Raw genomic sequence first — 19,867 nt, 5'->3', positions numbered from 1 at the left:
ATCTGGAGATGGATGACGTACTTGGAGTAAGCCTTATCAGCATGCATCAAGATATGGCTCGCATGCAACGAGTGGCGATGAATATGAGTAATGCACTAACGCCAGCCTATAAGCGAGAAGTGAGCGTGGCTCGTGCGACCTTGGGAGCGCCAGGTAGCACACCGTTTGGTAGCTTATGGGATGCGGGCATGGCTGCAAGCATCAACGGCAGTGGCACGGTCGATCCCCATGCGGTTGTCTCGCGTAGCGATATGCGTGCCGGGACACTTAAATCGACTGGGCAGCCACTGGATTTGGCATTGTCCGGACCAGGATTTTTCGAGGTACAGACCGAGCATGGTCCCGCCTACACCCGGCAGGGTAATTTCCGTATGGACGAGCGCGGCCGTATTGTCACTGCGCAAGGCTATCCATTGATGGGTAAGGGGGGCGAGCTCTTTGTCTCTACTGCTAACCCGACTATTGATGCAGCAGGTAATATCGTTGAAAACAAGCGTCCATTGGGGCAGCTAAAGGTAGTCCAATTCGAGCAGTCAGAGACACTTCGACGCTTAGGCGAAGGCTTATTTGCCGAGGGCATAGGGATGCGTCAATTGAATGATGCTGAAGTGCAGGTGCGTCAGGGTTATCTGGAAAATGCCAATGTCAGTTCTGTACACGAAATGGTCGAGATGATGCAAACGATGCGTCATTTTGAATCTATGCAAAAAATCACTCAAGCTTATGACGATATGTTGGGCAATGCGATTCGTCGACTGAGCGACGGTTGATGCTGCCTGCAGTGATAGATACCGTCCGAAAGAAAAGTATTCATCGAAAGGCAAAACATGCATGACGCACTTTACATTGGCGCCACCGGCATGCAGGCGCAACAACTCAACGTCGATACCATCGCCAATAATCTGGCCAACATCAACACCACCAGCTACAAAAAGAGTCGGGTGAACTTCTCTGATCTAGTTGTCAGTGGTGGTCAAGCCCCGGTGTCTGCGGGATTGATTGACCCGAATGCAGGGGTGTTTGCTGACGCGTTTCGAACCGGAGCGGGTGTAGGAGTTTCTAATCTTGCAAAAATGTTCGATCTCGGTGATATCAAGAAAACCGACGCTGCTCTTGATGTGGCAATCCAGGGCGATGGTTTTCTGGAAGTGACGATGCCTGATGGTAGCCACGCCTATACACGAGGCGGAACCTTGAAAGTCAATGCAGATGGCCTATTGGCGACGCAAGCTGGCTATCCCTTGAGCCCAGGTATCACTATCCCTTCCAATGTCAAAAGTCTGACGATCGGTACGGACGGTAGGGTGACGCTGGTCACCGCAGATCAGCCAACTGCCGTTGAGGCTGGTGTGCTGGAGATGGTACGTTTTACTAGCCCCGGAATGCTCAGCGCGCAGGGTGATAACTTGTATCGCGCTACAGAGGGGTCTGGCGAGGCCATTGCTGGAAAGCCAGGTGAAGACAGCATGGGACTGGTGCAGCAAGGCTACCTGGAAGGCTCTAACGTGAAAATGGTCGAGGAAATGGTCAACCTGATGGTGGCCCAGCGTGCATATGAGGCCAGCGTCAAAGTCGTGCAGGCTTCCGATGAAATGCTGGGGATGGTGAATAACCTGCGTCGCTGATGAACATCATTCTTCGACACTCGCTTGGCGTGGCACTGCTTTTTAGCGGTGCCGTTTATGCCGGCCAGCTAGTCGAAATCTCCCTTCGCTCGAATGTCCAAGTCAGGCACTCACAGGTGTTGTTGGGTGACATAGCGGACATGAGAAGTGCGGATACAACACTGTTGAGTCAACTGCGAGAAATTCCTCTGGGTTCTCTGCCCAGAACGGGGCTGGCCATATTAAATCGTAGTGAAATCGAGCGCTGGATTCGTACACGTACAGGTAGTCAGAAACCAGATATGCATTGGGCAGGCGCTGAACGAGTTGAGGTTGTTGCACAGTCTCAGCGTATCAATGGCAGTCAGTTGGCGGACGCTGCACATCTGGCCTTGGAGAATTGGCTGTCGGGTCGTAGTGAACGTAGTGAAATTGAATTGCTATCTGTTCCAGCTGATTTTTCAGTGCCCATGGGGATGGCACGAATCGTGGTAAGGGACCCTGGTGATGCGCAACCCTACAGTCGTATGGCGCTCTGGACTGACGTCTACGTAGATGATCTTTTCGTCCGTAGCGTTCCTGTGCGTTTTCGCGTTCGCGCTTATCGCACAGCTTATGTTGCTCGACAAGATATTGGAGTCGGGCGTGCCGCGAACGAAACGCAATTCGAGAGCCGCCAGGTTGATATCGCTCCGGTAAATGGCGCTGCGATCCCAACGAGATCTTCTAGCACAGAGCCTGAAACACAATGGCGAGTTAAGAAGGCCGTAGGGCGTGGGGATGTTCTGGTGAAAAAACAAGTAGATGCCGCACCAATGATGCAACGAGGTCAGATCGCTACATTGCGCGCCGGTGCAGGTGATCTCACGATCGAAGGCGTCGTGGAGGTCCTCCAGGACGGCTACTTAGGGCAGTTGATCCGCGTAAAAGGAGCTGCATCAACAGGTGTCGTAATGGCACGGGTCGTGGGACCAGGTTCGCTGGAAATGACAGAGCGTTGATATTCGAAGACAGCTTATGAAGATTGCGAAGAAAACAAAGTCGGTCATAGTCTTGCTTGCAGCCCTGTGCTCAAACTTTTCGATTGGGGCAGTGCGCGCCGAAAGTCTGTATAGCGAAAGCAGCTTTCGTCCTTTGACGGCTGACAATAAGGCATTTCGTATCGGAGATGCAGTGACGGTTCAGGTGCTGGAAACCTCCAGTGCGAGTACAAACGCAGATACCACGACCCGCCGTAAGAATGGTGTGAATGCCGATTTTAGTCTTACCCGTAACCCAAACATCACTGCAGGTGTCAATGTGGGCGGCGATTTTGATGGCGGAGGGCGCACCCAGCGTGCCAGCAAGCTTTTGACGCAACTGACAGTCAGCGTGATTGCAATCCAACCAAATGGAGATCTGCAATTGGCTGGGGAGCAAATCCTTTATGTCAATGACGAGGAGCAGCGCGTCAAATTAGAAGGCCGAGCGCGTCCGCAGGACATTTCGGACGGCAATATCATTTTGTCCACTCGTTTGGCTGATGCACGCATTACCTATGTTGGCGATGGGGATTTATCGGAGCGTCAGCGGCGTGGGTGGTGGCGTCGTTTTGTTGATTGGCTGGGGTTCTAACGATGATCGAGAACAACAAATTGACCAATCTTTGGCGCTACTTGTTGATCGTAACTGTCAATGGAGTATTGCTCGGGTACACCGCATGCACTTTTGCTGCCGGTGCAGTTGACAGCATTCGTATCAAAGATCTTGGGCGTATGCAGGGGTGGCGTGATAACGCAATCGTTGGCTACGGAGTGGTGACGGGTTTAGCCGGTACTGGCGATTCCTCGACAAATAAGGCTACACGCCAGGCGCTGGCTAATGTTTACTCCCAGTTCAACCTTACAGTCGCACCGGAACAAGTCCAAAGTCGTAACGTAGCGGTGGTGTTGGTGACAGCCGCACTACCTACCTTTTCTCACGAAGGTGACACTCTCGATATAACAGTCACTTCTGCAGGCGATGCACGCAGTCTGGTCGGGGGATCGCTGCTGATGACGCCACTGAAGGCTGCCAACGGAAAGGTATACGCCTTGGCGCAAGGGCCGCTCTCAGTAGGGGGATATCGCTACGACGCCAATGGGAATGTTGTGCAGAAGAACCACCCAACCGTTGGGTCGGTGCCGGGCGGGGCAATTGTGGAAGTTGGTGTCGATGCTCAGGTGCTGAGTGCCCGCCAAGACGTGACATTTTTGTTGGCTGAGCCCGATTACACGACGGCGACGCGAATTGCGGATGCCATCAATGCCCGGTTAGGTGCGGGACTTGCACATGCTCGTGATGCATCAGGCGTGACCATTCAGGTGCCAGAAACACAACGTGCCGATCTCACCAACTATCTGACGCGTATAGAAAACGTGTCAGTTGTTCCGGATCGCCGCGCTAAGGTTGTCATCAATGAGCGGACCGGCACAGTCGTGTCTGGAGGCGACGTTAGGATTTCTAAGGTGGCCATTTCTCACGGTGACCTGAAGATCGCGATCAGCACTCAGAATACTGCGTCACAGCCTCTTTTCATTGGTAGCGCAGGACCAGGGGTACGTACTGAAATCGTGAGTAACACGCGTGTCGATGTAGAGGAACAAAATGGGCCGGGGTTTGTTGGACCAAATAACAACACAGTAGCGGATCTCGTGCAGACGTTGGCGCGCATGAAGACCAATACGCGCGACATCATTTCGATTTTGCGAGCGGTGAAGGCCGCCGGAGCGCTGCATGCAGAACTGGTCGTGCAGTAGAGCGTTGAGATTGTAGATAAAGGGGAAAGTGCATGAGTAATGCTATTGAGTCAATTACGACCACAGCATTGGGCTTGGCATTGGATGCCGCGAGCCAGCGTCAACAAGTTATTGCTACCAATATTGCCAATGCTGGAACGGTGGGATATACGCCGGTGCGGCTAGGGTTTGCGGACCAGATGCAAGATTTGCAGCGCCGCCTGGATGCGGGTCTCCCGTTGGATAGCTATTCATTGGCAGCCTTTCAAACGCGGATGACGCCAGTGTTAGATGCGAATAATCAGCCTGCCAAGGTGCAGCTAGACGAGGAAGTCGTAATGATGTCGCAAAACTCGGTGCAATATCAGGCATTGGTTAGAGGCCTTAGTCGCCATCTGTCCATTTTGGGTATGGCGGCCAGCGACGGAAAGCGCTAAGGAAAGATCATGGATTACACACAAGCATTTGCTATTAGTGCCGCCGGAATGACTGTCGAGCGTACCCGAGTAGATGTGGCCGCGATCAATTTAGCCAATGCCAACACAGTGCAGGATGCCCGAGACGGCGTCTATCGTCCATTGCGCGCGGTCGCGCGCACGACCGGCCCGGCAAGTTTTGCTGGCCTTGTTGACGCTGGTGTTTCGGATGCGCCGGGATTGTCTTTACCCGCGCTACCTAACGTCACAGTTGAAGCTGCAGATGTCGCTCCGCGCATGGTATACGAGCCGGGTCATCCGTTCGCCAATACAAAAGGATTTGTGGCCTATCCAGGCGTAGATAGCGCAGTGGAGATGGTCACCATGATGAGCGCGACACGTGCTTATGAGGCCAACGTGTCCGCGATGAACACGGCGCGAACGATGGCTCTAAAGGCGCTTGATATCGGAGGAACAACATGAGCGTGGACAGTATTGCAGCGGTCGCTGCATTAGAACCATCCCAATTGCTGGCAGTAAACCCGGCCAACACGGGCTCTTTATCGCCTGCGGTGCAGAACGATTTTACGCACATGGTGAGCCGAGGGCTTGATGAGGTCAATACGCAACTATTGGCTTCCCAAGTTGATCTTCAGCAGCTCGCCGCCGGTAATGTGCAGAATTTGCATCAGGTGATGATTCGTATGGAGGATGCGCGCATGTCCTTCCAATTGCTGCTGCAGATGCGAAATCGAGCATTGGAAGCCTATCAGGATCTGATGAAGATGCCTGTATAGACCGGTGTGACTAGCGTATTGATAAAAAGACTGAGCTGGGGCTGACTGTGAAGCAGATGTGGGAAAAATTAGGAAGAGGGGCGCGTATTGGCTTGATCATTGGTGTTCTGGTGATCTTGGGCGCGACCGTAGCGGCCATGTGGTTGGTACGTACGGACTATCAGGTGCTTTTCTCCGATCTGTCACCCCAGGATGCGGGAGCGATGGTTGGTGAGCTGGACAAGATGAAGCAGCCTTATAAGCTTGCTGACGGAGGTCGAACAATTCTCATAGATAAGGATGTCGTTCATCAGACTCGCATCAAATTGATGAGTAAAGAATTACCTCTGCACGGCACGATCGGTTTTGAGCTATTCAACAATACCGACTTCGGGATGACCGAGTTCGCGCAAAAGATCAACTACCAGCGTGCATTGCAAGGAGAAATCACGCGAACCATCCTATCGCTGTCCGAAATTCAATCAGCGCGCGTTCATCTTGCTCTTCCTGAAGAGGGTTTGTTCAAACGAGCCGGCAGTGTACCAAAGGCATCTATCACCTTAACGATGAAACAGGGCGAGAAGCTGCGTCCTGAACAAGTGAGTGGCATACAGCGCTTGGTTGCTGCAGCTGTTCCTGGAATCAGTCAGGCCGAGGTTACTATCATTGACCAACACGGCGTGGCGTTGACGCGCGCGATGCAAGGTGATGGTGATGGCAGTTCGGCGCGATTGGACCTTAAAAAGGAGATGGAGGCCTATCTAGCGAAAAAAGTCGGCGTCGTTTTGGATCGCACCTTCGGCGTAGGCCAAGCAATGGCCACGGTTGATGTGAGTCTTAACATGGATCAGATTCGCACAACGACCGAGGATGTCCTGGCGCCGCCGGCCAAGGATGGTATGCAACCTGCAGGTACCTTGGTACGGGAGCGTGAAACGGTGCGGGAAGGCAGTGCGCCCCTGGATGCAAAGGGAGCAGCGGGTGGAAGCTCTCAGCGCGAGTCTGAATATAGCGTGGGTCGGCGTGTTGAAAACATTGTGGCGGCACCTGGCTCAGTGCGTCGGATTAATGTGGTTGCGGTTGTGCGCAAACCATTGGATACGGCTCAACAAGAGCGTATAAAAAGTGTTGTTGCAGCTGCGGTCGGTGCATCGTTAGAGCGTGGTGACACTGTCATCGTGCAGCCGTTGACGGCCTTGGTTTCGTCAGAAGGTCTTGTGGCAGAAGGAGTTGTTTCTCCCGAAGTTCGCGCAATTGCCGATAGTGCCGTCACACAGGAGAGCGGTTTGCAAGGAAAGCAAAACGATCCATCTCTTGGCGCTGCAAGTTGGTATTCCAACATCAGTGGAAATTCGTTGTTGATTGTTGTTTTGACTTTATTGATCTTAGCGATTACCGCGTTAGCAGGTGTACTTTTCGTTCGCAATCGGGACGCATCGACGCTGACTGATGAACAACGGCGCGCGCTGTTGATTCAATTGCAGTCGTGGATGCAAGAGTCCGAGGCACCTGCAACGCAAGGGAGACGGTAATGGAGGTAAGTTCCGGTATACGTCGTGCGGCGTTGCTTTTGCATACATTGCCGTTGCGCGAACGTCAGCTGCTGTTGAATGCCTTCACCGAAGATCAACGTAGCTCGTTACAAGAACTGCTTACGGAGCTGGATTCATTGGGTATTCCTCATGACCGTGTATTGTTGGATCAGACCCTGGCAACGTTGCAAATCTTGCCTTCTGCGGGAGCGCATCAGCACGATCGGATTTGGTTGCAGGCAATTTCCGGGGACCGAGTAGGCCAATTAGCTCAGATCCTTATGGACGAGCCTGCTGAACTGATAGCACGCCTGCTAGCCGCGGGGCCATGGCACTGGAGCGGCGATTTAATGGCAGCACTCGAATTACCCAAACGACGTCAAGTGCAATCCATGGCCTATGAGATGCGCCAACCGTCTGGGAGATTGACCAACGTTCTTTTGAGATCAGTGCGTATTGCGCTTGAAGAACGAGGAAATGAACAACTAGTTACAGGCAGACCAGCTCTTTATTCTCTAACGGGCTGGTTTGGCCGGTGGATTCCGACCAGTATGCTGAGGATAAAAGCGAAAGGAATACAACGATGAGCACGCCGCTTACGACTGTTTCTCCTATCTTGTCGCAAGCCTCGGTTCAGCGCCATCCAAGGTTGCTCGGGCGGCCGCAGTCCAGTAAGGCTGTTATAGCGGATGAAACTTCGTTGCAGGCTATGTTGCCAGTAGCCCAAGTCGCCACACCCGATGTGCGGTCAGAGGCGTCACTGAATACCTTAGATCTTGTCGAATTGCGCGAGCAAGCATGGAGCGCCGGCTTTAAACAAGGCGAAGCAGCCGGCAAAGAAGAGGGGCTTCAGCGAGGACGAGAGGAGGCATACCAGGACGGGCTGCTGGAAGGGAGGGAGGCGGGGCTTCGCCAAGGATTAGAAGAGGCTCAGTTGCGAATCAAGCGTGAGCTGGATGAACATGCAAAGGCTTTACGCGAGAAAGAGCAGCAGCTTGAACATTTGCTTCAAGCGATTCCTGCACAGTTGGCCCGTCGGTTTGAATCTTCTGAGGAAGATATGGTGGCGCTGTCACATGCCGTTGTATTGCAAATCCTTGGTTCTGCCTTTGCTTCTCATGAGGGAACCAGGCTGGTACTCACGGAACAACTAAAGAAGCTTGCGCAGAATCAATTGGTGGCTGTGCGGGTACATCCTCGGGATTTATCACTTCTTGATGAGACGTCCCAGATCTCTGAGTTGGTCAAGCAAGGAGTGCGCTGGGAAGCGGATGATCAAGTTGCTCTGGGCGGCTGCATTATTGACACCCGCGAAGGTAGCTTGGATGTGCGTCTTGAAACTCAATTGCGGCTGTTTGCCGAATTGTTGATACAGACAAGGCATAGCTCCGTAGATCTCCATAGGGCCGACAAGTGAATTCCGCTTATCTCCAGGCAGTTCGGGATGCTTCGCTGGTACGCCGACTAGGGCAAGTGTCCCGCTTGTCTGGCCTCGCGATCGAGGCGAGCGGTCCCGATGTCGCGATCGGTGAGTTGTGTCGAGTCATCCCGAGGATGGGGGGGGCGGCGATCTTGGCCGAAGTGGTGGGGCTGCGACCTGGCAATGTGACGCTGATGCCATATGGTTCGGTGCAAGGACTTGCCGCGGGTTGCGATATTGAAGCGGTGGGGATGCATTCTGAAATTGGGGTGGGACCGGCGCTGCTGGGGCGTGTTATTGATTGCTTCGGGAGTCCTTTGGATGATCTCCCTATGCCCCGCGTCGACCAGCAATGGCCTTTGCGTCCTCAGGCCCCCAGTCCCATGCGACGCCCACGCATCGAGCACGTTCTGGAAACGGGAATCCGTGCCATCGATGGTCTGCTGACCTTGGGCAAGGGCCAGAGAGTGGGAATATTTGCAGGTAGTGGAGTGGGGAAGAGTACCTTGCTTGGGATGATTGCACGTCATGTGACTGCGGACGTGAACGTGATTGCTCTAATCGGCGAGCGCGGGCGTGAAGTCCTTGAATTCATTGACAAGCAACTAGGAGAAGATGGTCTACGTCGTTCCGTGGTGATCGTGGCTACGGCGGATCAGCCTGCCGCCGCGCGAGTCCGCGCCACGCATGCAGCCATCGCGATATCCGACTATTTCCGCGCTCAAGGCAAGCAAGTACTGCTGACGATGGATTCGGTTACTCGCTTTGCGATGGCTCGTCGTGAAATCGGACTATCAGCGGGCGAGCCTCCAACGGCGCGCGGTTATACACCTTCTGTATTTGCTGAGTTGCCTGAATTATGTGAGCGTTGCGGTACGGCTCCCTCCGGTGGATCCATTACTGCGCTCTTGACAGTGTTGGTTGAAGGTGACGATTTCAATGAGCCAATTTCCGACAGCTTGCGCGCTATCTTGGACGGACATCTGGTACTTAGCCGTGACCAAGCACATCGGGGGCAATATCCAGCCTTAGATGTACTTAAGAGCGCCAGCCGCTTAATGCCTGACCTCTGTGATAACGCCGATCGTTCGTTAGCGCAAGAAGCAATACGTGTCTTGGCTTTGCTGGAGCGTAGTCGTCAAATGATTGATTTGGGCGCTTACGAGACTGGCAGCAACCTAGAATTGGATCTCGCGTTAGAGAAGCAAGCCGGCCTATTGGCCATATTACGTCAGCAAGAAGGTGGCGTTGCCCGTGCTGAAGCGATACGGCAGTTGCGATCAGCTTTGGGCATATCGGCCGAGCAAGGGTGGCAAACATGAGTATGGCGGATGTTGATTTACGCGGCTTTGAATATCCCTTGGCTCCTTTGCTGTTGCGGCATAAATGGGCGTTAGAAGCGTTGCAGGTGAGCATGGCGCGAGTCCTGAGAAAACTGAATGATTTGCGTAGTGAAGTTCACAACGCCGAGCAGGCACGCAATGCTCAGCAGGAACACCTCAAGCAGTTTCCTCAGCGTTATCTGGATCCTTTCTTGCGTCGCCGCGCCCTGGACTATCTGACGCACACGCGAGAGGCGATATCGGCACTTCAAGAACGTGTTGAAGCGGCCCAGAGCGAGCACAAGGCGTTGCTTTCTCAATGCCAAAAGGAGCAAGTGCAAATTGATTTGCTGGAGCAGCATCAAAAGCAGCAATTGTATGACTACGCGTTGCGGCAACGCGCGAAGACCGCGGCTGCCATGAACCATGAGTGGATTGCACGTAGCTTATGGGAAGACCTCCAGCGCGGGGAGGCCGTATCGTGAATGTGATGATGCCTAGTGTCGGTCTTGACCACATGCAATCAAGTGGGGATTTGACGGATATGCCGGCGCCTGAGGCAGCGCAAGCATGGCAGCGCGAGATGGAACGCGCACAAATGCAGGGATGGCTTGAGCATGGCCTGGCCAATCGGGCTCGCCAAGCTCCCGATCTGACTGATCAATATGCGCAAATAAATGATCTGATGGGGGAGTCAGGTGGCAGTCGCGTCGCAGTGAGCACCATGGCTGCGCGTCTAGCACTGAGCCACGAAGTGCCTAAATTCTCATCGATAAATGAAGACGTAACAATATCTGACAGGATCGCCTTCGTAGCGAAAGCAGATGAGCGAGAGATGGCATCGCCGATAATGATTGAAAAGTACTTGAATTCTCTTTTTATCTATGGAAATACCAATAGCACGGACCAAGGCCAGATATCTGTAGGGGGGCGCGGCGCGACGGGGAAAACGATGGTGTTGCCTCGAATTACGTTGGAGCGAATGGGACTCGGTATGCGAGTTTGGTTGGGATTAGATTCGCACGATGCGCAAGATCCTGTGGTTCTGAATAGGTTGGTGCAGACCATTCAGGAGGCGCTTGGCGCAGCTGGTATTCGCTTAGATAGCGTGATATGCAATGGGCGTCCGTTGGCATCGTCCCTAATATCGGGAAGCCGAGATCGACCGGCTTCCCCTTTATTTATGAATTACCTTGAGGAGATGTGATGGTGATCGACTCCGTCAACAATGCAACCATGAGCCAAGCAAATAGCTTGAACATGCAGGATTTTCTGAAAATTCTTCTCACGCAGCTGAATTATCAAGATCCGATGAAACCGGTGGACAATCAGCAATTCATGGCTCAGTTGGCTCAGTTCACTTCGTTGGAGCAAACTCAGAAGCTCAACACCAAAATCGATCAATTGATTTCTACGCAAGCTGCGCTCCAGTCGGTGGGGCTGATCGGCCGTATGGTAGATATTACTGACACTAGTGGAAGTACGGTGACTGGCACGGTAAAGGCCCTGTCGTTGAGTGGTGACTCGCCGCAATTGACAGTGTTAAGCAGTAGCGGGGAGACCTTAACCGGTATTAGTCTGGCTCAGATTGCCGCAGTGCGCTAACCAGGAGATCGATATGCTTGATTCTATCTATACCGGTATGACTGGGCTGCTTGGTTTTTCCAGTGGCTTGCGCACCATTTCCAACAACACTGCCAACATGAATACGCCGGGTTTCAAAGGCTCGACCGTGCAATTTGCAGATCTGTTCTACTCGGATGGGAATCTCAATGGCGGACATAATGGTGGACAAATTGGATTCGGTCTAGGAACCAGAGGAACGTCCATTAATTTCAAACAAGGAGAATTGCGTAATAGTGATAATGACCTTGATCTGGCTATCGATGGACTAGGTATGTTCGTAGTGAGAGATTCAGCAGGCCAGCTTCATCACACACGTGCGGGGCAATTCGAGTTTGATTCCACGGGCATTTTGGTCGACAAGCTAGACCGCGCCAAAGTATTGGGCCTAGACGGTGGCGGAAACTTGGTCGAGATTAGTGTTGCTGGGCTTCGCACCAATTCGGCACAGGCCACCGGCTCTGTTAAATTCACCGGTAACCTCTCTAGTACGGCGACTACTCAAAACGCCACTGCCACGGTGCTGGACGCCGCGGGTGCGGCGCACTCACTTTCCCTTGCTTTTACGAATATCACCGGCAGTAGCAGTGCGACCAACAGCATCTGGAGCCTAAGTGTCACCGATGGATCCACTCCAGTAGGCAGCGGTCTGCTCACTTTTACAAACGGCAACCTCAATTTGGCGACGGGGCGAGTAACATTTTCCTACGCACCGGCTGGTGTAGCATCGAAAGTGGTCACATTCGATTTTAGTAGTGATGTCACTTCGTTTGCATCGGGAAATGTAACGAACTTGGCGATGGCCAGTCGCGACGGGCATACAGCTGGTGGATTGGTCAAATCTACCTTTGATGCTGACGGCGTCCTCACACTGACCTATTCCAATGGGCAGACGGTGCAAGGTGCGTCGCTAGCAGTCAGTCACTTCGATACGATTGATGCTGTGCGCGCAATTGGTGGCAGCCGTTTTGATGCTATCGACCCCAAAGCTTGGCACATCGGCCGGGCAAACAAGGATATCTTTGGCTCAATTAGAAGTGCGACATTGGAGGCATCGAATGTCGATCTATCCTCGGAATTTAGCGAATTGGTGATTATGCAGCGCGGTTATCAATCATCCTCTCAGGTTATTTCGACAGCTAACGAGATGCTACAAGAGCTCTTCACCATGCGAGGTAAGTAAAAATGGTGAATGCGGTGCAGTCACGAAATGAAGTGGTAGAAGATGGGGTGGTGAAAGCGTTGCGTTGGCCCGGAGCAAGCCGATTGGAAAGACTGGGAAAGCTAGCTCAAATTGCGCTCGAAAAATGGTGTTTGGAATGGCGGGACGATTCTGTGTCGGCTGACGTGAAGGCCCGCTGCATGATGGCGCACGAAGAAGAAAATGCCGTCGAGGAGCCTCGTCATCAGCGTCTACTCTATTCAGGCGATAGCGATGACGACTGCATTTGGCTAGAACGTATATCTTCCGTGCGTGAAATGGCTGAATTATTGGGCCTGGTGGGGCGATCTGGCTCGGCTTCTGGCCAGTTATTGCTGGACACTGCTGGCGAGGCGCTTGATGACTGTTTGAATACGATTCTGGAAGCCCTTGTGGGTCATAAAGTAGCTCAGGACAGATCGTGCCTAACACAAAGCCTCTATCCAGGTGGAATCCCCGTCTCTCAAAAGAGGCCGTGGTCTGGAGCTGTGCGTCTGGACCTTAATATTGAACACGTCGTCATCAGGCTGCATATAGGACCGCAGCGAGCAGAGTCGCTCGCTGCCTTGAAGGCAGAGAAGAACTACGAGAGAGTCACTCTCGTTCCTTTGCAAGATGCATTGGAAGGTCGTCTGACAAAACTTCGAGTTGAGTTGACCGAGGTCGAGTTGACGTTAGGTCAGCTGCAGGCTTTGCGTGAAGGTGATGTGCTCATCCTTCCACATTTGCTGACGCAGGCACTTCATGTTTCAACGTCACAAGGTCACCCAGTTTGTGGTGCCTATTTAGGGCAGGCGCATGGCAACAAAGCGATTGAATTCACGAGAGAGACTGCTCATACAGCTCTCTAAGAATCGCGGAATATCATTCTATTGGAATAAAACATGAGTAAGTTGACACCTCTTTCCCCTACGCTGGCCGTTGCAAGTGAGGAGCAAGCGCAACCGACGGCGCAGATGTTGGCGTTTTCGGAGTTATCTGGTACTGGCCAAGAAGGCAGAAAGGTCCTGGATAACGTTAATCCTTTGCATCAAATTAAGACGCGACTGTCTGTTTCCGTTGGAGAGGTCGAATTGACTGTTGGCGAACTATTGTCGGCGCGTGAGCAACAAGTCGTACGTCTTGATCGAACAATTGAGCAGCCAGTTGATCTCTTGCTGGATGGCCGAGTGGTGGCGCGAGGCCAGCTTGTCGCTGTAGATGAGCATTTTGCGGTACGTATTACCGAGCTGCCGGTTTCGCTGAAAGTTTGACGCCATGTCGGTTTTGTTTTTGCGCTTTATCGCTGCACTGGTCTGTATATTACCGATGACCGACATATCGTTGGCGGCAGATACATCGTTGCAGTTTAAATCCGAAGAAAGTACTGCGTTGCCTTGGAGCGCGGTGGCAACGTTATCGGTATTAGTGCTTATCTTGCTGGGCGTGCTGAGCTTAGCGGCGCGTCGCCGCCGAGCGCTCGGCGGTAGAGTACTGGCAGATCGCTTCAAGTGGCTGACTATTCCATCTGAACAGAACGAAATTACTGTCGTCGCTTCTCGACGCTTGGGTGGACGAGTTTCTTTGCATGTCGTGGAGTGGGAGGGCGGCCGAATACTTCTTGGCGTAAACGAGCATCAGTTGGTGCATTTAGGCGAACATCTTGTTCCCTCGAAAGGCGCTATCGAGGAGCCGCCGCAATGAGGGGATATGTGGCGCGTTTTGCCAATTTGCTGTCGGTGGCACTAGTTATTCTCGCATGTTGGGCCAGTGCACCTGCGGTAGCGGCAACTGCTACCCCGTCGGAATCGACCGTGGCGAGAGCGGAGCAGCTACGACCTTCTGACTTTCTGCCTGGCGCTCAGTCGAAAGACGGGCAAACTGCACTGGCGCTACGTATTGTTGTCGGATTGACACTCATGGCATTGATTCCTGCCATGCTGATGTCTCTGACGGCGTTTTTGCGCATCGTTATCGTTCTTTCGATGTTGAGGCATGCTGTTGGCATGCAAGAGACTCCTCCAAACGCAGTGCTGATCGGACTAGCGCTATTCTTGACGATGATTACCATGTCGCCAGTGCTTCAAAAAGTCAATCAGGATGCATTCCAGCCATTCATGGCAGGAAGGATGTCGCTGGATAGCGCTTATGAGAAAGGTATTCGGCCGGTACGAGAATTTATGGTCAAGCAAACACGTGAGCAAGATCTGGCGCTCATGGTGGAATTGTCGAAGGCAACCAAGCCAGCAAATATCGATGAAGTTAGCAACGTACAGCTGATTCCTGCATTTATGCTCTCTGAGCTTCGTGCAGCTTTTCAGATTGGCTTCGTGATCTTTATTCCTTTCCTATTGATTGACCTGATTGTATCCAGCATCTTGATGGCGCTGGGTATGATGATGATGCCGCCAACTACCATCGCACTTCCTCTGAAGATTTTGATGTTTATTATTATCGACGGATGGAGCCTGGTATTGAAGGCACTAGTCGGATCGTTCCATTGACTGCTGATCAATGCAGATGCGCGGCCCTCTTTATTCTTCGATCGACGACGTGGAGTTGCCGTCGGATATCTCTGCATTCGAACCGACCGGCTTGCTGGAAGAGGGCGATGGCCTGGGGCCAACGCTTAGCGGAGAAAAATTGCTCTGGGGCGCTTGGCGAATGAGGCAGGACGCTAGCGCTCGCGCACGTCTGGTAGAGCACTACCTCCCTTATGCACGTATTGTAGCGGCGTCATACTATCGACGCCGTTTTCATGACGAAATTGAGTTCGCGGAGTATCTGCAGTTCGCTTCAGTTGGCTTGCTGGAGTCTATTGATCGCTATGATCCCGGACTCGGTGCCGGTTTTAAGACGTTTGCGGCGCGTAGGATGCACGGTGCCATTCTCAATGGATTGGAGCTCGTCACAGAAAAACAGCAGCAGATTTCTGTTCGGAAGAAATTGCAGGCTGAACGCCAAGAGTCGCTTAAGTCATCAGAAAAGAAGCAAGGTAAAGACACTACTGACACACTGTTTCGAGAATTGGCAGATGTCGGTATTGGGCTGGCTTTGGCGTATCTTCTCGATGGCACCGGCATGATCGAGGGATCGACCGAGCTCGATGAACGTCATGGGTATTACCAGCATGTAGAGTTGAAGCAGTTACGACTGCGTGTACGTGCCTTGGTCGATGATTTATCGGAGCAGGAACGAACCGTCGTACATTGTCATTACATGCAAGAAATGCCGTTCATCGATATCGCGGCAATGTTAGGTCTATCTAAAGGCCGTATTGCTCAAATCCATAAACAGGCACTTGAGCGATTGCGACATTCAGTCCAGGGCAGTGGAGGGCTCGACCTATTACTATGAATTACTCGGGCATAAGCCGATTAGATCTTCTCTCCGAGAAGAATACGGCAGGCTTTTCGAATTGACACCGCAAGACTCTCGTCACTTTCCATTTGGCGTTGTACTTGCTCAACCATGACGTAAAAAGCCGGGTCGTTGGCTAGCTCGTCTCCCAGCTCTGCGATTAGCACGGATTCCAGAAAAATCTTAAATGCCTTGCGTTCGCGTTGGGGATCATTTGCATCAATAACATTCACTCGCTTTGCGACCAAGCTGGCGATGTCTTGATGTTGTGCATCTTTGGCATGTGGGCGTGCACCAGTAGGTGTGCGCCGTGATTGCGAGGCAGGGCGGCGCAGCGCTGCAACTTGGCCGCGAATAAGTCCTGCCAGCTGATTTATGGAGTCAACCGATGTCATGGCAATATCATTGGGAGCCTAGCGTAGTGACGAGCATTCAGACGCACCTTAGGTTGCGCCGCTTTGCTGCATCATTTTTCGAGCTAAGGCATGCACCGATTGCTCGTCCTTGAGGGTGCCGTCCAAGATGGCACGAGCGTATTGAGCAGTCATGCACTGAGGATCCAAGCCAAATGCTCTGCGAAGATGCTCTTCCGCAGCCGCGCGCTGCTTGTTGACGGCAGCAAGCACAGCTAAGCCGCCATGGGTCTCGCTGAAATTATGGCTGCGGGCCAATGCCTCCTCAAAGGCACCTTGTGCGGCGACATAGTCTTTTGCCAAGAAGCATGACCATGCAAGGCCGTGCCAAGTACCGATATGGCTTGGCATGAACTCAACGGACTTTTGCAAGCTGACACGCGCTGCAGGCAGATCAAATGCTAGCATTTGCGCTAGGCCAAGGATGGACCAAGCACGCCCGCTTCCTGGGGTGCGTGACAGAATATCTCGCGCGGTTTGCTGGGCTGTATTGCTGTCGCGGTCCCCGAGTGCCACGGTTGCATAAGACAATTGCGCTTCATGCAATCGGGGAAGGGTCGCGAGAGCGTTTTCTGCCCAGCGTTTGGCGGAAGGAATCTGTTCGCTATCGATAGCAATCAGGCTAGCGACGCCCATGGCTTCTGCAGCGAGAGTACCTGCCTCCTCGCGCTTCAGCGCCCACACCATCGCGCGTTCAAGTTCCCCAAGATGATGAAGGCAGCGTAACCACATCGATTGCAATCCCGCAGGGACATCTGCAGTCGCTTCTACGTCGGCCCATTGGGAAATCAGAGTTTGGCAAGCATGATGGTCACTCCGCAAACCCGCAATAAAGCCGAGATTCTGGGAAATAGCAGGATGTTGGCCATATATTTGTTCAAGCTTCTGCAGTATGCCCTCAGCCTCATCGAGCCGAGATTGTGCAATGGCGAGATTGGCCTCACGCATCTGCCATTCGGCATGGTCGCCAGCCTGCTTTGCCACGGCAAGCTGTTTATCAGCAAGAACAAGATTTCCTTCTTGTAGCGCCGTATCGAAAACCTCTCCCCGCAAAGTCATATTGCTTGGATCGTTCGAAAGGAAGTTTAATAAACGCTCCAGACGAACAGAAGGAGACTGGTCAACGGTCGTGGCAGCAGAAAGATTGGTCATATCTTGGCGTAGAGGCAAGCATTGGCGCGATAGCTGTGATGCAACCGTCCGTTAATGTACGTTTTTGCCGTAGCTTGAAAGAAGGAAGTGTTCAGTAGCGCCCTCGGCAACTGGTCGGTTCGGCAGATCCCTAGGGGCTTGTTCGGTGCCGTCCGATAACAAGCGAATACGCTCCGTGAGTAGCCGAATGTTGCCGTTAAGTGGCTCATTGTCGGAATTAGCAGCGATACCCCTTTCGAAACGCATAAGCGCTTCAGCAAAATTATCGACTGCTAAAGCGGCATATCCTAGAACAAATTGCTTCAAATAGTGATCGTCGGGTAACGTGAGCAGCGGCTGCCAGGACAGCATAGCCGCAGGCGCACGGCCAGAGGTGAATTGTAATGTGCCTAATTCGTAGCGAGCTATCACCATCTCTGGATCCAGAAGTACTGCGTTTATGTATTGCTCTTCAGCTTCTGTGTAGCGTTTGGCCTGCGCGAGGTGTCCTCCTAAGAGAAAGCAGGCCCATGCGGACTCTGGCTCTTCGCTACGCGCTTGGAATAACAGGTTTAACGCTGTCTCTGAATCGTTCTCATTGCTGGCGCTAATGGCCCGTTGTAGTAACGGGGGTAGGGCAGATTGCGACATGACTCAACTCACTGTGGTAGTTTCTAGATTATATCCGCGGTTAGAAGTGAAAGTTTAGTGGATTATCAAAACGATAATTAATGTGTGAGCCTGTTTGTCCGTCGAGCCTAGCTGGAATCGAATATGATCGACAACCGACTCACTGCCTGACTGGCTACAAATTACCGACGCAGGTCAATCCAATAGCGTAGTAGTATCAGATATAAAGCCCATATTATCGATCTCCACTGCGAATCGCTTCTAGGTCGCTACATGCGCTGTTCAACAGAGAACTAAACGACTGAATACATTTCTTTAATGTTGATTTGGTCGTAACCTTTTTTAATTCTTCTTGAGTCTCGGAAATAGAGCGCAGCACATTCTTTATGACACTTGCTGCCACTAATGTGTCGATCGCGGAGGAGTGGTCGCTCGTTCCTTCAAATGCCAAGTGGAGATAGATTTCAAGAGATTGCAGATTGCTATGGCCAGTCCATTCCGCGATCTCTCTTTTCAATTTCTCTCCGTCGAAAAGATAATTACGTAATTCTTCTGTTCTTCCAAAGTTGTGCTGTTCTACGAGCGCTTTGAACAGTCGCGTAATGAATGTGTGCCTGAACATGTGCGGATGAGCGCGACCTACGAGCCCAGCTGCTTTGCGCAAGAGGTAAATCTCTGTGGTTATCGTGTTTGCCGTTAAACGAGACCCGTCTGTTTCACTGACTAGAACTACACCGGGATCATCTCGCGTCTTTCCGAGGCGGCGCATCAGTGGTTTCCGATTTTTTTCAACAAACTCTACAATTTGGTTGAATACGCTTCGTTGAATAGGTACGAATCTTGTTGGTGGTGCGGATGCGCCTTTCTTTTTGGTTGGAAGTTCAAGAAAAGGTTGTTCCATAGAGGCTGCTTTTTGTACGCTTTCAATCGTAAGCGAAGCGATTTCTGAACGACGGCCACCTGTTGCTTCGAGTAACGTAAGCATCAAGTATCGGCGCTTTCTCAGATAGGTTGTTGAGCTAATTTTATAAACGACTTGGTGAAGACTATCGATTGCGTCAGCCGAAATAGGTAGCCTTCGCTTCATCGGGCCTGCTACAGGGAGTGCGCGGTGATGCCAATAAAACCGGCTGCGAATAGCTATCTTGCCTGCAGTGCGTATGTGTGTAACTTTTTTCTCGGCTACTATCTGCCCGCCAGGGCCAATAAAATTTTCTATACGATGGAATTCTCCCACGAACTCCAGGAATTCCAGACAGCGTCGGCCGATATTGATATTCGAATTTGATTGTCGTTTTGCCGCACCGGATTCACTTTTTTTCTCTGCGATTAAAGTTGATATGAAGGTCGAAAAGTCATTATCTGTCAATTCATGGAGGCAGATTTTGGTGCCGGAGAAGCTGCTTTCACTCGAAAAATATGGCTTCTTGCTTTTAAGACCGAAACAGAACCGGAGCAGGTGACTAATTTGAGTTGCATAAGTATGTAAAGTGCCACCACGTTCATCTCTGGATAAGCCCGCATCAAAAAGTTTGGCCATATATAAATTAGCCTCCAAGCACCATCTGCCATCCGGCCAGAAAATCATAGGAATGTTATCTGCTGGCGTGGTTAGAATTTTTCCATCATGTGTTAGCGAGGAGTACGCTTTGAACTCCGAGTCGGTCAAAGAATAGAGTTTTGGAAAAGATTTAGTGGACATGA

At 52.0% G+C, this 19,867-nt stretch carries 25 protein-coding genes; 21 read left to right on the top strand and 4 right to left on the bottom strand.

The features are described 5' to 3' along the window. Window positions 1-8: 8 nt before the first annotated feature. From MKD49_RS05520 to MKD49_RS05420, 21 genes are read left to right on the top strand one after another with little or no spacing between them, the layout of a single operon-like run. Window positions 9-770 (top strand): flagellar hook-basal body protein, encoded by a 762-nt coding sequence (locus MKD49_RS05520; RefSeq protein WP_252695690.1) that lies wholly within the window; start codon window positions 9-11, stop codon window positions 768-770. A 57-nt stretch (window positions 771-827) separates the two neighbouring features. Continuing rightward, window positions 828-1,625, top strand: a complete 798-nt coding sequence (gene flgG / locus MKD49_RS05515) for a flagellar basal-body rod protein FlgG (RefSeq protein ID WP_252695689.1) — start codon at window positions 828-830, stop codon at window positions 1,623-1,625. After that, window positions 1,625-2,605 carry a flagellar basal body P-ring formation chaperone FlgA gene (gene flgA, locus MKD49_RS05510; RefSeq protein WP_252695688.1) on the top strand — a complete coding sequence of 327 codons (981 nt, stop codon included), beginning with the start codon at window positions 1,625-1,627 and terminating at the stop codon, window positions 2,603-2,605. Before flgG ends, flgA begins: the two co-directional genes overlap by 1 nt. A 16-nt stretch (window positions 2,606-2,621) precedes the next feature. After that, window positions 2,622-3,218 carry a flagellar basal body L-ring protein FlgH gene (locus tag MKD49_RS05505; RefSeq protein WP_252695687.1) on the top strand — a complete coding sequence of 199 codons (597 nt, stop codon included), beginning with the start codon at window positions 2,622-2,624 and terminating at the stop codon, window positions 3,216-3,218. Between the two features lie 2 nt (window positions 3,219-3,220). Continuing rightward, a complete protein-coding gene (locus MKD49_RS05500) occupies window positions 3,221-4,381 on the top strand; it encodes a flagellar basal body P-ring protein FlgI (protein WP_252695686.1) in 1,161 nt (386 codons plus the stop codon). Window positions 4,382-4,413: 32 nt separating this feature from the next. After that, window positions 4,414-4,797: a flagellar basal body protein gene (locus MKD49_RS05495; RefSeq protein ID WP_252695685.1), complete on the top strand. Its 384-nt coding sequence runs from the start codon at window positions 4,414-4,416 to the stop codon at window positions 4,795-4,797. A gap of 9 nt (window positions 4,798-4,806) precedes the next feature. Then, complete coding sequence (flgC, locus tag MKD49_RS05490) at window positions 4,807-5,259, top strand: flagellar basal body rod protein FlgC (protein ID WP_252695684.1); 453 nt, start codon at window positions 4,807-4,809, stop codon at window positions 5,257-5,259. Next, window positions 5,256-5,573: a flagellar hook-basal body complex protein FliE gene (gene fliE / locus MKD49_RS05485; RefSeq protein WP_252695683.1), complete on the top strand. Its 318-nt coding sequence runs from the start codon at window positions 5,256-5,258 to the stop codon at window positions 5,571-5,573. The genes flgC and fliE overlap by 4 nt, the downstream gene beginning before the upstream one ends. A 56-nt stretch (window positions 5,574-5,629) precedes the next feature. Further along, entirely contained in the window at window positions 5,630-7,084 is a 1,455-nt protein-coding gene (gene fliF / locus MKD49_RS05480; RefSeq protein ID WP_252695773.1) for a flagellar basal-body MS-ring/collar protein FliF, read from the top strand. Then, window positions 7,084-7,671 carry a hypothetical protein gene (locus tag MKD49_RS05475; protein ID WP_252695682.1) on the top strand — a complete coding sequence of 196 codons (588 nt, stop codon included), beginning with the start codon at window positions 7,084-7,086 and terminating at the stop codon, window positions 7,669-7,671. Before fliF ends, MKD49_RS05475 begins: the two co-directional genes overlap by 1 nt. Next, entirely contained in the window at window positions 7,668-8,501 is an 834-nt protein-coding gene (locus tag MKD49_RS05470; RefSeq protein WP_252695681.1) for a FliH/SctL family protein, read from the top strand. Before MKD49_RS05475 ends, MKD49_RS05470 begins: the two co-directional genes overlap by 4 nt. Continuing rightward, window positions 8,498-9,826 carry a FliI/YscN family ATPase gene (locus MKD49_RS05465; RefSeq protein ID WP_252695680.1) on the top strand — a complete coding sequence of 443 codons (1,329 nt, stop codon included), beginning with the start codon at window positions 8,498-8,500 and terminating at the stop codon, window positions 9,824-9,826. Before MKD49_RS05470 ends, MKD49_RS05465 begins: the two co-directional genes overlap by 4 nt. Continuing rightward, a complete protein-coding gene (locus MKD49_RS05460; RefSeq protein WP_252695679.1) occupies window positions 9,823-10,311 on the top strand; it encodes a hypothetical protein in 489 nt (162 codons plus the stop codon). The genes MKD49_RS05465 and MKD49_RS05460 overlap by 4 nt, the downstream gene beginning before the upstream one ends. Next, window positions 10,308-11,033 carry a hypothetical protein gene (locus MKD49_RS05455; RefSeq protein ID WP_252695678.1) on the top strand — a complete coding sequence of 242 codons (726 nt, stop codon included), beginning with the start codon at window positions 10,308-10,310 and terminating at the stop codon, window positions 11,031-11,033. The genes MKD49_RS05460 and MKD49_RS05455 overlap by 4 nt, the downstream gene beginning before the upstream one ends. Then, on the top strand, window positions 11,033-11,431 hold the full coding sequence (locus MKD49_RS05450; protein ID WP_252695677.1) for a flagellar hook capping FlgD N-terminal domain-containing protein: 399 nt from the start codon (window positions 11,033-11,035) through the stop codon (window positions 11,429-11,431). The genes MKD49_RS05455 and MKD49_RS05450 overlap by 1 nt, the downstream gene beginning before the upstream one ends. A gap of 13 nt (window positions 11,432-11,444) precedes the next feature. Next, window positions 11,445-12,632, top strand: a complete 1,188-nt coding sequence (locus MKD49_RS05445; protein ID WP_252695676.1) for a flagellar hook-basal body complex protein — start codon at window positions 11,445-11,447, stop codon at window positions 12,630-12,632. A gap of 2 nt (window positions 12,633-12,634) precedes the next feature. Further along, a complete protein-coding gene (locus tag MKD49_RS05440; protein WP_252695675.1) occupies window positions 12,635-13,501 on the top strand; it encodes a FliM/FliN family flagellar motor switch protein in 867 nt (288 codons plus the stop codon). A 33-nt stretch (window positions 13,502-13,534) separates the two neighbouring features. Further along, window positions 13,535-13,903, top strand: coding sequence for a FliM/FliN family flagellar motor switch protein (locus MKD49_RS05435; protein ID WP_252695674.1), 369 nt, complete (start codon window positions 13,535-13,537; stop codon window positions 13,901-13,903). Between the two features lie 4 nt (window positions 13,904-13,907). Further along, complete coding sequence (locus MKD49_RS05430; RefSeq protein WP_252695673.1) at window positions 13,908-14,333, top strand: flagellar biosynthetic protein FliO; 426 nt, start codon at window positions 13,908-13,910, stop codon at window positions 14,331-14,333. Beyond that, the gene (fliP, locus tag MKD49_RS05425) at window positions 14,330-15,133 is read left to right on the top strand and encodes a flagellar type III secretion system pore protein FliP (RefSeq protein ID WP_252695672.1); all 804 of its coding nucleotides are present in this window, start codon (window positions 14,330-14,332) and stop codon (window positions 15,131-15,133) included. The genes MKD49_RS05430 and fliP overlap by 4 nt, the downstream gene beginning before the upstream one ends. Before the next feature lie 10 nt (window positions 15,134-15,143). Continuing rightward, window positions 15,144-15,986 carry a sigma-70 family RNA polymerase sigma factor gene (locus tag MKD49_RS05420; protein WP_252695671.1) on the top strand — a complete coding sequence of 281 codons (843 nt, stop codon included), beginning with the start codon at window positions 15,144-15,146 and terminating at the stop codon, window positions 15,984-15,986. Window positions 15,987-16,006: 20 nt separating this feature from the next. Here the strand turns inward: MKD49_RS05420 and MKD49_RS05415 are convergent, their stop codons facing one another. The 4 genes from MKD49_RS05415 to MKD49_RS05400 form a co-directional block, all read right to left on the bottom strand. Beyond that, window positions 16,007-16,384, bottom strand: coding sequence for a hypothetical protein (locus MKD49_RS05415; protein ID WP_252695670.1), 378 nt, complete (start codon window positions 16,382-16,384; stop codon window positions 16,007-16,009). A 48-nt stretch (window positions 16,385-16,432) separates the two neighbouring features. Then, window positions 16,433-17,554 (bottom strand): hypothetical protein, encoded by a 1,122-nt coding sequence (locus MKD49_RS05410; RefSeq protein ID WP_252695669.1) that lies wholly within the window; start codon window positions 17,552-17,554, stop codon window positions 16,433-16,435. A 51-nt stretch (window positions 17,555-17,605) separates the two neighbouring features. Further along, window positions 17,606-18,184 (bottom strand): M48 family metallopeptidase, encoded by a 579-nt coding sequence (locus MKD49_RS05405; protein ID WP_252695668.1) that lies wholly within the window; start codon window positions 18,182-18,184, stop codon window positions 17,606-17,608. 214 nt (window positions 18,185-18,398) lie between these two features. Then, window positions 18,399-19,865, bottom strand: a complete 1,467-nt coding sequence (locus tag MKD49_RS05400) for a tyrosine-type recombinase/integrase (protein ID WP_252695667.1) — start codon at window positions 19,863-19,865, stop codon at window positions 18,399-18,401. Window positions 19,866-19,867: the final 2 nt, after the last annotated feature.

Origin of the sequence: Herbaspirillum sp. WGmk3 (assembly GCF_023952535.1) — a bacterium.
GTDB lineage: Bacteria > Pseudomonadota > Gammaproteobacteria > Burkholderiales > Burkholderiaceae_D > Herbaspirillum > Herbaspirillum huttiense.
Note: the sequence above shows the minus strand (reverse complement) of the source record. Positions and strands in the feature narration are given on the sequence as shown.

What these genes read in the sequence shown, in the direction of transcription:
- MKD49_RS05505 (WP_252695687.1), top strand. Translation starts at nt 2,622, where the DNA reads ATGAAGATTGCGAAGAAAACAAAGTCGGTCATAGTCTTGCTTGCAGCC.
- MKD49_RS05445 (WP_252695676.1), top strand. Translation starts at nt 11,445, where the DNA reads ATGCTTGATTCTATCTATACCGGTATGACTGGGCTGCTTGGTTTTTCC.
- MKD49_RS05415 (WP_252695670.1), bottom strand. Translation starts at nt 16,384, where the DNA reads ATGACATCGGTTGACTCCATAAATCAGCTGGCAGGACTTATTCGCGGC.
- flgC (WP_252695684.1), top strand. Translation starts at nt 4,807, where the DNA reads ATGGATTACACACAAGCATTTGCTATTAGTGCCGCCGGAATGACTGTC.
- MKD49_RS05495 (WP_252695685.1), top strand. Translation starts at nt 4,414, where the DNA reads ATGAGTAATGCTATTGAGTCAATTACGACCACAGCATTGGGCTTGGCA.
- fliP (WP_252695672.1), top strand. Translation starts at nt 14,330, where the DNA reads ATGAGGGGATATGTGGCGCGTTTTGCCAATTTGCTGTCGGTGGCACTA.
- MKD49_RS05475 (WP_252695682.1), top strand. Translation starts at nt 7,084, where the DNA reads ATGGAGGTAAGTTCCGGTATACGTCGTGCGGCGTTGCTTTTGCATACA.
- MKD49_RS05430 (WP_252695673.1), top strand. Translation starts at nt 13,908, where the DNA reads ATGTCGGTTTTGTTTTTGCGCTTTATCGCTGCACTGGTCTGTATATTA.
- MKD49_RS05440 (WP_252695675.1), top strand. Translation starts at nt 12,635, where the DNA reads ATGGTGAATGCGGTGCAGTCACGAAATGAAGTGGTAGAAGATGGGGTG.
- MKD49_RS05520 (WP_252695690.1), top strand. Translation starts at nt 9, where the DNA reads ATGGATGACGTACTTGGAGTAAGCCTTATCAGCATGCATCAAGATATG.
- flgA (WP_252695688.1), top strand. Translation starts at nt 1,625, where the DNA reads ATGAACATCATTCTTCGACACTCGCTTGGCGTGGCACTGCTTTTTAGC.
- MKD49_RS05500 (WP_252695686.1), top strand. Translation starts at nt 3,221, where the DNA reads ATGATCGAGAACAACAAATTGACCAATCTTTGGCGCTACTTGTTGATC.
- fliE (WP_252695683.1), top strand. Translation starts at nt 5,256, where the DNA reads ATGAGCGTGGACAGTATTGCAGCGGTCGCTGCATTAGAACCATCCCAA.
- MKD49_RS05420 (WP_252695671.1), top strand. Translation starts at nt 15,144, where the DNA reads ATGCAGATGCGCGGCCCTCTTTATTCTTCGATCGACGACGTGGAGTTG.
- fliF (WP_252695773.1), top strand. Translation starts at nt 5,630, where the DNA reads ATGTGGGAAAAATTAGGAAGAGGGGCGCGTATTGGCTTGATCATTGGT.
- MKD49_RS05410 (WP_252695669.1), bottom strand. Translation starts at nt 17,554, where the DNA reads ATGACCAATCTTTCTGCTGCCACGACCGTTGACCAGTCTCCTTCTGTT.
- MKD49_RS05405 (WP_252695668.1), bottom strand. Translation starts at nt 18,184, where the DNA reads ATGTCGCAATCTGCCCTACCCCCGTTACTACAACGGGCCATTAGCGCC.
- MKD49_RS05400 (WP_252695667.1), bottom strand. Translation starts at nt 19,865, where the DNA reads ATGTCCACTAAATCTTTTCCAAAACTCTATTCTTTGACCGACTCGGAG.
- MKD49_RS05460 (WP_252695679.1), top strand. Translation starts at nt 9,823, where the DNA reads ATGAGTATGGCGGATGTTGATTTACGCGGCTTTGAATATCCCTTGGCT.
- MKD49_RS05470 (WP_252695681.1), top strand. Translation starts at nt 7,668, where the DNA reads ATGAGCACGCCGCTTACGACTGTTTCTCCTATCTTGTCGCAAGCCTCG.
- MKD49_RS05450 (WP_252695677.1), top strand. Translation starts at nt 11,033, where the DNA reads ATGGTGATCGACTCCGTCAACAATGCAACCATGAGCCAAGCAAATAGC.
- flgG (WP_252695689.1), top strand. Translation starts at nt 828, where the DNA reads ATGCATGACGCACTTTACATTGGCGCCACCGGCATGCAGGCGCAACAA.
- MKD49_RS05435 (WP_252695674.1), top strand. Translation starts at nt 13,535, where the DNA reads ATGAGTAAGTTGACACCTCTTTCCCCTACGCTGGCCGTTGCAAGTGAG.